Origin of the sequence: Lacticaseibacillus suilingensis, from assembly GCF_016861845.1 — a bacterium.
Classification (GTDB): Bacteria; Bacillota; Bacilli; order Lactobacillales; family Lactobacillaceae; genus Lacticaseibacillus; species Lacticaseibacillus suilingensis.
Map to the genome: position 1 here is coordinate 1 of NZ_BOLV01000035.1, position 10,667 is coordinate 10,667.

Sequence of the window (10,667 nt, forward strand, 5' to 3'; positions counted from 1 at the left end):
TGATTGAAACCAAGCAAGACGTGTTCAACTCCACGGTAGAGAAGGCTATTGGCATGACGATGGTGGCCGGATATACCGCCTATGGAGACAAGTACCGTAAGGACATGCAGAAACGTTACGCCGCCGCATCAGACGGTGACCCGCAGTGCCAGTACTGCCACACTCCATCGGGCAGAGAAGTTACGATGCAAGAATACATCAATGACTATATGACTGATGAAGCCACTGGCGATCCTATTGACACATTAGATATTGGCATGCTCATTGGCATTACTTACTGTCAGTGGTGTGGTCGGAAGCTGGAGGCGCACCATGAGCCTGCATGATTATCTGGGGTTCAAGTTCTGGTGGGAGGCCATCACTACAATTATCGGCCTCATCGCGTTTGCTATCTGGTTAATTTACAACTGGTGGCATGATCGTTGATTGCCGTTCAGTCAAACGAAAGGGAGAGTATGAATGACAGATTTAATGTTTGAGGATGCTTTATTGCTGGTGCTGATTGGCTTTGCGATATGGATTATCATTAATGGCATATACAAAAAGAAAATCAGAAATGTACAAGGCCAGCCTATGATCGCTGGAGAAGCCTTGTTTGTGGTCACGGTGGCACAAAACAAGTTTGTTGAGTATTACAGCGAGTATGATGGTGACTACAGCATATCTGGAGACAATTCCCATGTTTTCGGCCTATATAAAGATGCCAAGAACTGTGCGGATGCCGTGGGTGGTCAGGTGGTAGCGCTGATGGTCGCGCAAAAATGATCGCCGTCATGCTGTTCATAGCCTTGGTGGGCGTGTGGTTCTGGGCAAACTGGGAAAGGAGTGATACGCAAGTGAGAAAGACAACAGCTAGTGCTGTGAGCCCGTGGGATTATGAAGCGTCTGTGGCTGAAGCTGACAATGTGCTAGAAGACTATCGTAGACGAAAGCAAAGGTCACGGGTCAAGGCTTCTATCCAGTCGCCATCACTTGACGGTATGCCAAGATCATCATCAATCGGCAACGTTATGGAGATAAAGATTACCAACCATTTGGATGATGAAACGTACGTAGAAGTCTGCGAAAAGACAATCGAGTGCATCGAAGATGATGCTCGGCGAAACATACTGAGAGACTATTACATTAAGCGACCAATTGCTGTAGAGCTGTTGATTGCTGATTCCGGATACGAGAAAAGCGGGTACTACGATGCTCTTAAAGACGCGTTGTATACCTTTGCCGGACTATGGCCGGTCGGTGACCATGGATTGCTGGTCCGGACAAACAGCGGACAAACACCGGACAAAGAGCGGACAAACACCGGACATCTGTCCTGAAATGGCGTGCTAATATTGTATTGTGCCAAAGGTGAGAGCCGGCGGTGCTTCCTTCTTTCATTGTATGATGATTTGCCTCGATTCGCGGTGATCATGCCTCCGTGGATAGGTAGCTCCGATGTGGAAGCCGTGCATGGCTGCCGGTTCGATTCCGGCACGGAGCATAGCTTGCGATGACCCCATCTGACACTGGGAGAGCGAGCAATACAGAACGGTAGCAAGACACGGCTACTATGTCCCGCCAGAGACTTGTCTGTGCGTTAGCGGCCTAGCGCGGTATCTAGGATTCGTGTCGTGCCGCTGGGAAGTACAACCGGTGGCGCATTATGCGAGCAACAGAGACGATGAGGGAAGGCATTGATACTAGTTACTCAATGCTGAAACGGGACGGTGCAACTCCGCCCGCTCGCTTTGTACTAGTTGACTTACGAACTAACGTTTGTATATAATGCTAGTATATCCAAATATTGTTTGTTGGTGATGGGAACCCACCCACCACCATTTTTGCTATACTAAGGTCACAAACAATATTTGGGAGATGTTGATATGAAATTAGCTGATATGGGCAAGACCCTGAGAGATGAAAAGACCGAGGTCTCTTTGCATTTATGCCATTGGAATGCTACAAGTACGAAAGTAACGACTGTATCACCAACTATTCAAAAGATATTAGAATCTCAAATTCGTCAAATAGTTCTGGATAATGTCGAAGCGATGGAATCAAAAGACCAAGAAGCATATAACATCATTGGAAAAATTGATGAGACTGTGGAAGTTGCTAGTGTCGAGGCCTATAAAAAAATATGAGTATAGTCTGTGACAGTTTTGCTAGTCCTGCGCAAGCTTATAGGTTTTCTCCGGACAACTTCGACTTTTTTGTCTATGACTTTACTTATACCGACAAAGATGGGAAAACAAAAAATATTTATAGTTTTAAGAGAACGAAGAAGCTTACCTATTTGAAGAAGGGATTTGCTGGTAAACTGCAAGCTGGAACTTTTAAGGAATTTATAGAAAAGGATTTATTGGCAACGGATGGCTCTGTAGACTTGATAGTCTCTGAAGGTGACGTTTTTATTTTTCAGCATATTTCTTTTGAGCGCATTTTTCATTTAAAAAATGAATTTGCCGATGAAGCAAATACAATTCTTAAGAGTAAAGAGCTTAGTAAAGTTATTGAAAATTTTGATGCTTTAAAAAATGCAGCACTTGAGAATGCTGGATATGTAAAAAGACTTGCTAAGTTATCTGATGATGGCGATGTTGCGTTATTTACAAGAGATCTTACAGCAACAAAAGAAGTAATAGATGAATTTAAGTTGGACATCAAGGTTGACCCTTCTAAAGGAAAAATTATTTATGAGGATAGCACACAAGTGGGAAACTTTATTAACTTAATGCAAGATGCTTATTATAAGACGTTGTTGGGTCATCGAAAAGGGATCGACGATCGCAGCAATATTCAAGGTTAACATATCAGAAGAAAGGAATTAGAAAATGGAGAAACTTTTTAAGTGGACGATTTTCCTATCTTCCTATGTTCCAGTATTTATTATGGTGTTTTTGAATAGCTTAAAAAGCTTTTCGATGAAGAGCTTGAAAAACACATGGCAACTCAACCCACCTTTTTGGGCTTTCCTTATAGGGATTTCTATTGTCTCACTAATTATTCTTGTTTTATGGCTTCAACATTTGAAGAAAGAATCCGAACGAAAAGCGCAGAAATTTAAAACAGGAATTCTTGATTCAAATGATGTTGAGGTTTTGAATTTTTTTATAACTTTTATAGTTCCTATAGTTTCATTAAACCCATCATCATGGCCGTCAATTGCTATGAATGTTTTGCTACTTGCGGTTGAAGGAATATTCTTTACAAAAAACAATACTTTATATTTTAATGTTTTATTGATAATATTTGGCTTCCATGTATTTTCTTTTGACAATCAAAAGAATATTGTCATAACCAGAAAACAACGAGGCGATTTTGAGCTGGAAGACACAAAAGCAACTCAAATGGGAACAACTAATATTTTTTACATGTAATGTCGAAATGAAAAATTGCTTTCAAGACGCTGTGGCGTCTTTTTATTTACCTGAGCACTCCGCCAAACGGTGAGGTGCTATTTTTGTGCAAACAAATAGCCGGCAAATGCCGGCCAAGAGATTAATCTTTATTGAACTTTTCTTTTACATCATCAACGGTATCTTTAACGGCATCTTTGGCATCGTCTAATTTTTCTTTTACTTTGCCAAGTACGCCTTCAGCCTTACCTTGTGCCTCACGGGCCTTATCACCAGTAACTTTACCTTCAACTTCTTTGGCTTTACCGGAGATTTTGTCCTTAGTGCTATCAACTTTACCATCTAAGCTCATAGATATTACCTCCTTTTGGTGTACCATCATTGTCCTATATTTGAAATTATATTGCAAGCAACTTATATTTGGAGGCGAGTAAATGCAATGGACAGATAAACAAATTGGAACGATGCGCAAGCTCGCCTCTGAAGGTTTTACCAGACGTGAGGCGGCAGACAAGCTCGGAATTAGCTATGATGCAGTCCAGAAGAAATCGCGGCGGCTTGGAATTGAGTTTCAATCACCCATGCCTAATGAATATGACTCAGACGGCACAAATACAAAGGCTACATCCGCTGACAGAAAAGTTGCTCTTAATGCTGATGGCAGCCAAACAGTTACGGCCTTAATGAGGCTTAAGCATGAGCCAAACAAAGACCCGCGAACTTTGATGGAGCTGTGTGGATACGATCCTGATAAGTTCGAGATGGTCTTAGGCGACTACAAAGTGTATGAGCAGCATAGTACCGAAGACGGCACAGTTCCGCAGTACAGCATTCATATTCGCGTAAAGCCGAAACAAGGCTTATCGGTAAGTGAAATGGCCGAAGCGTTCAACGCCAAAATAATTCCGGTAAATTACGGCATGAAGAAATCGGGCGATCGTAACTTAGTCATCCCATTGCCTGACCTGCACTTTGGATGGACAACATTCACCGATCTAAAAGACATGGTGAGTCAACTCAGAGAGATCATCATGGATGGCTATAACGAGATTGTGATTGAGCAATTGGGAGACCTATTCCATAGCGATCAGATTCATGCAACACAAACAGTTAGAGGAACACAATTAGATCACGCAAACATGCGCCAAGCATTCCATGATGCTGTGAAGCTGTTTGATCAGATTGTTCCGCTGGCAATTGAATATAGCAATCGCGTCTCAATCAAGAGCGTGTTCGGTAACCATTCAGGTGATCTCGAATACGCTTTTCTTTATGCGCTGATAGATCGCTATCCACAAGTACACGTTGATCTCAATGACAGTAATCCGGCAACCGACTGGCGCTGTGCATACTTGCTAGGGCATGTCGGCATTATGCTCGCCCACGGAGATGTAGCCAAGGACAAGCTGACAGGGCTTTTTCCATTTGAGTACAAAAAGATATTCAACATGGCAAAAACATACGAGCTTCACTCAGGCCACTATCATAGCGAGCGGTTTAAAGATGATCGTGGCATTATGTGGCGCCAGCTTGGAACAGCAAAGCCAAATGATCCCTATGAGATAAAGAATGGCTTCACCACGGGTAAACATCTGCTGTATGCGTTCGTTTATGACGACGAAAGGCTACGGTGCACCTATGAGCTCAATTAATGGAATGAAGCGCACAGAATACGGCTACGTATGCCCTATGGAATACCGAATTATTGAGAAAATATCGAGAGAAGAGAAACACATGCACGCAATTATTTATACGAAGCCAAATTGCCCCAAGTGTCGTATGACAGTCAACCTGCTGTCGCGTGCTATGCCAGTGCAAACTATAACAGCAGACGCGGACGACTACGAACGTTTCCGCGCGGCAGGCTACCAGTCAATGCCGGTCGTAACCGTGTATAAGGCGAATGGCGTACATGACCGCTGGTGCGACTTGCAGGTTGACAAGATCAAACAATACACGGAGGAATAGACATGCTTAAAGTAGTGAAACGACAAGAAGCGCCGGTGGTGTGGTGATATGTGATGCCAAACGCAAAGCTGGTCTTCATCAATGGCCGTCGCCAGTTAGTTCCTATTGGTACTCGCATTCGTCAGGACTCGGACCGTCAATACAATCAGCACCGCGCACAAACTAAGCAGGACTACTTGGCGTTCTACCACTCAACAGCGTGGCAGCATACTCGACAAGCCGTCTTACTCCGGGACAATGGTGTGTGCCAACGCTGTGGAATGCCAGCAACGTTGGTCGACCACATTATTCCTAGCGAAGACGATTGGGCCGACCGGCTGAGCGAAGACAATCTGCAGTCACTCTGCAAGGATTGTCACTACTGGAAAACACGCAGAGAAACGGTCAAGCGAAAGAAGGGGCAGGGGCGGGCTATGCGAATTAATATTATCGCTGGTTATCCTGGCAGCGGCAAGACGACATACGTCAAGCGTCACCTAGGTCAGCACGACCTAGTCTATGACTATGATGCGTTGATGGCGGCACTCACTGGACTACCTGAGCACGCCGGAAATATTGACGCCAACGATTATGTGCAGCTTATCTATGAGCTGATGCTCCGGAAGCTGAAAGCTGAACAGACCTTCGAGCAAGTCTGGATCATCATGACTTATCCAGACGAGAAACTCGACAGTCTTCTGGTTAGTCGTAACTTGCATCACATCATGCTGAGCACATCGAGAGCTGAATGCATCGACAGATTGAACAAGAATCATCGAAAGCTTTCGCAATTCATGAAAGCAATCAACAAGGTTGACGAGCTCAAGCGCGACGGAAAATATGACAGCTTCGAAGTTGTCGCGGGCTGATTGCGGCCGGGGGTACCCCGGTCATTTTTTCGGGGGTTACATTTTTCGGGACGCTTGAACGGACGTACTCTTTTTTTCGTGGTGATTTCTAACGATTTTTAAACGTTTTTTGTTCTAATGACCCATTTTTTGTACGAATAGGAGGTGAGAGTGGGGATGGCAGGAAAATACAAAGTATTATCGCAGTCGCGTGGCAATTTGACCAAAGCACAGCAGGAAGCGCACCTTCAGGCCGAGATTTTAGCAACTGACGGACTGTCCAAACTGCAAATGACGCCGCCAGCTCACCTTGAGCCTATTGCCAAGCAGGAGTATCGCCGCATTGTTGCTGGTATTGGTACGTTGCCGTTGCGGAACCTCGACCGGACAGAGCTTGAAAGCTATTGCACGTGGTACGCCACATATCGGCATATCATTAAGGCCATGCAAGAAGCGGAAACAGAAGACCAGTACCTCAGCTATGTTAGTGACCTTAACAAGGCCACCACGGCTATTAAGGGTTTGGCTAGTGACCTGGGCTTGAATGTCAACAGCCGCATGTCTATGAATATGCCAAAGCAAGACGATAAGAAGAAGTCAATCACGGACGTATTCGGTTAGGAGGCTTTCTTTGATTAAGTTTATTGATCCCACGCCTAACTTCATCAGGCGTGTGCTTGATGGCCGCCTGATTACTTCTAAGGCGGTCAAGCAAGCAGTAGTCAGACAACAGAGCGACCTGCAGCGTAAAGATTGGCGCTGGGTGTGGAACCCAGAGCTGGCCGGTAAGGCTGTCAAATTTATGGAGATGCTGCCAGAGCCAAAGACTGGCAAGGTTCAACCACTAGCACCATTTCAGAAATTCATCATTGGTGTGCTATACGGTTGGGTGGACAAAGATGACAAAACAATCAGGCGATTTACCGACGCGTTCATTTCGATGGCGCGGAAAAACGGTAAATCGCTTTTAATTTCTGGGGTCATTTTGTACGAGTTCCTGTTTGGCAAAAACCCGGCGAACAAGCGCCAACTTTACACAGCCGCAAACGACCGCAAACAGGCCAACATCGTGTTTGGCATGGTGAAGGATAGACTACAAGCACTGCGACGCAAAGACGCTGAAATCAAGCGTATGACGAAGATAACGAGGGATGAAATCGTCAACCTGAATGATGGTTCAATCATCCGCAGTTTCTCGCGTGACGCCGGACTGGTTGATGGCTACGAGCCTCACGTGGCGGTCGTGGATGAATACGCGAATGCTAAAACAACCGACATGCTCGAAACTCTTGCTTCTGGTCAACTGCTGCTGCCGAGCTACTTGACGTTTATTATATCCACTGCTGGCTTTGATATGAACGTGCCCATGTACACACAGAATTATCCATATGCCAAAAAGGTGCTGGCTGGTGAAGAAATCGCTGACCGGTACTTTGCTTTTATCGCAGAAATGAACTCGATTGAAGATGTTGATGATGAACGGCTGTGGATCGAAGCCAATCCACTGATGGACGTTGATATTCTGCACGACCAGATACACGACTACTTAGCCGGGAAGCTCAAACAAGCGCGGGTTGATGGTTCTCTCAACTCGAAGCTAGTCAAGAACTTCAACATTTGGCGGCAGGCGTCCGAGGATAGCTACCTTGACACTGAAACTTGGGACAACTCCGAAGTCGATGAGAAGCCAGATATTCGCGGTACACGCACGTGGCTTGGCATTGACGTTGGCCGGACAAGCGACATCTTTGCGATTGATGATCTGCATTTGATGGAAGGCTACTTCTATCTCGACGGCTACGGCTTCGTGGCATCAAAAGGCGGCATCGAAAACAAAATCAAGACTGACCGTTTGGACTATCTGGCTGCTGAAAAGCGTGGCGAGTGTGAAATTACGCAACTTGAGTCAGGCATCATTGACAATGACCGTGTGTACGAGTGGTTGGAAGACTTCATCGAACGCAATGACCTTGATGTTCAAGGCATCTGTTATGACCCGTTTCAGTTTGGCCCGTTGCTGACCACAATCGAAAAGAACCACCCAGAATGGAAGATGATTGCGGTTCGGCAAGGTACGCTCACACTGTCAATGCCAACAAAACAGTTCAGAGATGACTTGATAGGTGGAAAAGTGAAGCATAGCAATAACGAATTGCTTCGTAATGCCGCGATGAACGCTGTTTTGATGAGTGATAACAACGGTGTTCGTATTAATAAGAACAAATACTCGAACAAAATTGACATGCTAGATGCTGCGCTTGATGCGTATGCCATCGCATTCACCGAAGATACTGACAACTATCTTGACGATGACAGCGTGTTTAGCGATGAATTTGGGTTCTAGGGAGGTGAAACAATGCAGACGAAGATTCTTCGACTACTCGGTTGGCTGACAGCTAACAGCGCGGCGCTCATTCTCTTGGCTGGTTTCGGCATTATTGCTGGGGCCAGTTTTTTGATTGGCCTGATTCCCGGTCTGTTCACGCTTGGCGGGTTGCTGGTTGTTCTGGCTATCATTCTGTTCATTCCCGGCCCCGATGAAAGGGGGTGATAACAAATGAAGCTATTTAGAAGTGGCGAGCTTGCCACAGACGTAGATCCAAACTGGGCAGGTAGCCTGCTCGATGAAGGCATCTTGCCCTCCACGCGTGGCAGCTACACCGGCATTGGCGCGCTTCGCAATTCTGACGTTCTTACGGCGGTGTCGATCCTAGCTGGCGACATCGGCCGGTTCCCGTTAGTGGTTAGAGACCGGCAGAATGACCAGCTGGTCAGCCTGGAGAATGTGGAATATCTGCTGAACACCAAGGTGAACAACCGATTAACCGCCTACCAGTGGAAGTTCTCGATGGCAGTCAACGCGATTCTGTCAGGCAACGCATACAGCCGAATCATTCGTGACCCGCTGACCGGTGAACCGGCGATGTTCGAGTTCTATGCGCCGTCACAGGCGCAGATTGACGACAGCGACCCGGCGCACATTGTCTACCGATTTACGCCATACAATTCCGGCGTGCAGAAGGTTTGCCAGCCCGAAGACGTGATTCATTGGAAATTCTTCAGCTATGACACTATTCGCGGCCGTTCGCCTCTACTGTCACTGGGCCAAGAAATTGGCTTGCAAGAATCCGGCGTGTCCACGCTGCAAAAGTTCTTTGCTGATGGTTTGAAGGGCTCAATCATCAAGGCCAAGGGCAAGCTTGGAGCCGATGCCCGGCGCAAGATGCGCCAAGATTTCGAGAAGGCCCAGGCGGGCGCTTCTGCAGGTGCGCCAATCATCGTGGACGACACGATGGAGTACACACCGCTTGAGGTCGACACGAACGTGCTGAACCTTATTACCAGCAACAACTATTCGACCGCCCAGATTGCCAAGGCGTTGCGCGTACCGGCTTACCGGCTGGCGCAGAATAGCCCGAACCAATCAGTCAAGCAGCTCACTGACGACTACGTGCAGAATAATCTGCCGTTCTATTTCATGCCAATCACGACCGAAATTGAAATGAAGCTGCTGTCTGACACTGAACGGCACAAATATGAGATTTCATTCGACACCAGTGCAGTTGCCGGCATGGCAGTCGATGACGTGGTCAAGCTCAAGGGAAACGGCATCATCATGGGTGATGAAGGCCGCAGCAAGTTAGGGATGAAAGCAACAGGATTGCCAGAAATGAACAAACTGGAGAGTAACCTTAACTCAATCTTCCTTGACCAGCGCGATCAGTGGCTAGCGGCAAAAGCTCGTGGAAAGGGAACTGACAGTAATAGCAATAATCGCGACTGATTTTGATGTTTCCGAATTGCTGAACAACGAAAGGAGGTGATGAGCATGAAGGAAATTCGTACTATGGTAACGCCGATGGAGATTCGCGAAGCAACCAAAGACCAGCCCACCGTGATTGAAGGGTATGCGCTCAAGTTCAACCGTGCCTCCGATCCACTGGGTTTTGGCGAGTATAAGTTTCGTGAAAAAATCGATCCACACGCGTTGGATAACGCAGATATGCGCAACGTCGTGGCGCTGTTCAACCATGACCAGTCGCAGGTTCTGGGCCGCACAGGCGTTAACCTCGAACTATCTGTTGACGAAACAGGATTGCGTTACAAACTGACCCCGCCGGACACCCAACTCGGCCACGATTTAGTAGAGAACGTGCGTGAGGGCATCATCAGTCAATCCAGTTTCGCGTTCACGATTCCAGACGACTCCGATGCCGAAAAGTGGACCCGCGACGGTGATGCTGAAGCTCCGTACAATCGACTGATTCGGTCAATCGACCATATCTATGACGTTTCACCCGTAACCACGCCAGCCTATCCAGACACCGAAGTGAAAGTCGGCGCCCGGTCGCTGGACGCAGTCAAGGCGCTCACGGCTCCGCCGAAATGGGAGCATGAGCGACAAAAACTACTGTTGCTTGAAGGCATCTGATAATCAGGTGCCTATTTTTATACGACGAATTGTCAACTCAAGTGCAACTTTTTGCCCATGAAGACTTCCGATGGTGTCTTCCAGCCTAAGACCTTGCGT

The 10,667-nt window shown here is 46.6% G+C and carries 15 protein-coding genes; 14 read left to right on the forward strand and 1 reads right to left on the reverse strand.

Annotation, left to right across the window (positions count from 1 at the left end; all coding sequences use genetic code 11):
- The 6 genes from JUF11_RS12465 to JUF11_RS12490 form a co-directional block, all read left to right on the forward strand.
- On the forward strand, positions 1-326 hold a 326-nt coding region (locus JUF11_RS12465; RefSeq protein WP_204119866.1), incomplete at its 5' end, for a hypothetical protein.
- Positions 327-459: 133 nt separating this feature from the next.
- Positions 460-765, forward strand: coding sequence for a hypothetical protein (locus JUF11_RS12470; protein ID WP_204119867.1), 306 nt, complete (start codon positions 460-462; stop codon positions 763-765).
- Complete coding sequence (locus JUF11_RS12475; protein ID WP_204119868.1) at positions 762-1,319, forward strand: ArpU family phage packaging/lysis transcriptional regulator; 558 nt, start codon at positions 762-764, stop codon at positions 1,317-1,319. The genes JUF11_RS12470 and JUF11_RS12475 overlap by 4 nt, the downstream gene beginning before the upstream one ends.
- Before the next feature lie 546 nt (positions 1,320-1,865).
- On the forward strand, positions 1,866-2,126 hold the full coding sequence (locus JUF11_RS12480; protein WP_204119869.1) for a hypothetical protein: 261 nt from the start codon (positions 1,866-1,868) through the stop codon (positions 2,124-2,126).
- On the forward strand, positions 2,123-2,791 hold the full coding sequence (locus JUF11_RS12485; RefSeq protein ID WP_204119870.1) for a Kiwa anti-phage protein KwaB-like domain-containing protein: 669 nt from the start codon (positions 2,123-2,125) through the stop codon (positions 2,789-2,791). Before JUF11_RS12480 ends, JUF11_RS12485 begins: the two co-directional genes overlap by 4 nt.
- Positions 2,792-2,816: 25 nt before the next feature.
- Positions 2,817-3,362: a KwaA family protein gene (locus JUF11_RS12490; protein WP_065429441.1), complete on the forward strand. Its 546-nt coding sequence runs from the start codon at positions 2,817-2,819 to the stop codon at positions 3,360-3,362.
- A 121-nt stretch (positions 3,363-3,483) separates the two neighbouring features.
- On the opposite strand, the gene JUF11_RS12495 is transcribed toward JUF11_RS12490, so the two are convergent.
- Positions 3,484-3,693 carry a CsbD family protein gene (locus tag JUF11_RS12495; RefSeq protein WP_203624779.1) on the reverse strand — a complete coding sequence of 70 codons (210 nt, stop codon included), beginning with the start codon at positions 3,691-3,693 and terminating at the stop codon, positions 3,484-3,486.
- Between the two features lie 82 nt (positions 3,694-3,775).
- On the opposite strand from JUF11_RS12495, the gene JUF11_RS12500 reads away from it, so the two are divergent.
- The 8 genes from JUF11_RS12500 to JUF11_RS12535 all read left to right on the forward strand — a co-directional run bounded on the left by JUF11_RS12500 (position 3,776) and on the right by JUF11_RS12535 (position 10,568).
- Positions 3,776-4,993: a hypothetical protein gene (locus tag JUF11_RS12500; protein ID WP_204119871.1), complete on the forward strand. Its 1,218-nt coding sequence runs from the start codon at positions 3,776-3,778 to the stop codon at positions 4,991-4,993.
- Positions 4,980-5,309 carry a glutaredoxin domain-containing protein gene (locus JUF11_RS12505; RefSeq protein WP_204119872.1) on the forward strand — a complete coding sequence of 110 codons (330 nt, stop codon included), beginning with the start codon at positions 4,980-4,982 and terminating at the stop codon, positions 5,307-5,309. Before JUF11_RS12500 ends, JUF11_RS12505 begins: the two co-directional genes overlap by 14 nt.
- A gap of 53 nt (positions 5,310-5,362) precedes the next feature.
- Positions 5,363-6,157 (forward strand): HNH endonuclease, encoded by a 795-nt coding sequence (locus JUF11_RS12510; protein WP_204119873.1) that lies wholly within the window; start codon positions 5,363-5,365, stop codon positions 6,155-6,157.
- Between the two features lie 156 nt (positions 6,158-6,313).
- The gene (locus JUF11_RS12515) at positions 6,314-6,757 is read left to right on the forward strand and encodes a P27 family phage terminase small subunit (protein ID WP_204119874.1); all 444 of its coding nucleotides are present in this window, start codon (positions 6,314-6,316) and stop codon (positions 6,755-6,757) included.
- Positions 6,758-6,767: 10 nt separating this feature from the next.
- Positions 6,768-8,480, forward strand: coding sequence for a terminase large subunit (locus JUF11_RS12520; protein ID WP_204119875.1), 1,713 nt, complete (start codon positions 6,768-6,770; stop codon positions 8,478-8,480).
- 12 nt (positions 8,481-8,492) lie between these two features.
- Positions 8,493-8,687, forward strand: a complete 195-nt coding sequence (locus tag JUF11_RS12525) for a hypothetical protein (protein WP_204119876.1) — start codon at positions 8,493-8,495, stop codon at positions 8,685-8,687.
- Positions 8,688-8,693: 6 nt separating this feature from the next.
- Positions 8,694-9,920: a phage portal protein gene (locus JUF11_RS12530; protein WP_204119877.1), complete on the forward strand. Its 1,227-nt coding sequence runs from the start codon at positions 8,694-8,696 to the stop codon at positions 9,918-9,920.
- Between the two features lie 39 nt (positions 9,921-9,959).
- Positions 9,960-10,568, forward strand: coding sequence for an HK97 family phage prohead protease (locus JUF11_RS12535; protein ID WP_373305872.1), 609 nt, complete (start codon positions 9,960-9,962; stop codon positions 10,566-10,568).
- Positions 10,569-10,667: the final 99 nt, after the last annotated feature.